The organism is Variovorax sp. Soil_C_17 (assembly GCF_057657265.1).
The window spans coordinates 1-494 of sequence record NZ_JBDGIT010000055.1; the positions used below are offsets into that span (position 1 = coordinate 1).

The 494-nt window shown below is 68.0% G+C and carries 1 protein-coding gene; it reads right to left on the reverse strand.

Annotated features, from left to right (window positions below; genetic code table 11):
• Positions 1-494, reverse strand: a 494-nt coding sequence (locus tag AC3A6Y_RS35005; protein ID WP_487872793.1) for a helix-turn-helix domain-containing protein, incomplete at both ends; no start/stop codon positions are given.

Here is a 494-nt window from a genome sequence, read left to right on the forward strand (position 1 = left end):
CGTGCATCTGCACGAAGCCCGCACGCGAGTGGTCGTCGATGGCCACGTGAGCGAACTCCCAGCCGGCGCCTCGCGTGGTATCGCGACGATCGCCCGTCACACGGTGGCTGGGCTGCACGATGCGTCCCAGCTTCTTGGTGTCGATATGCAGCAGCTCTCCGGGCGCTTCTCGCTCGTAGCGAACGATTGGCGCAATGGGCTCCAGTGCCTTCAGGCTGGACAGCCCCAGGCGTGCGAGCAGACGGCTGACCGTGGCCACGCTGCGTCCAACGACGGTGGCGATGCGGCGCATGGGCATGCGCGAGCGGCGCAACTGCTCGATGCGTTCGTGCAGTGCAGCGTCCAGGTTCGTGCGCGTCCTCACCGGGCGAGAGCTGCGGTCGTGCAAGCCCTGCACGCCGCCTTCGTGGAAGCGCTTGAGCCACTTGCGCGCAGTGCGCGGGCTGATGCCTGCCGCCTCGGCGGCAAGCATCAGCCCCATTCCTGCGATGCGT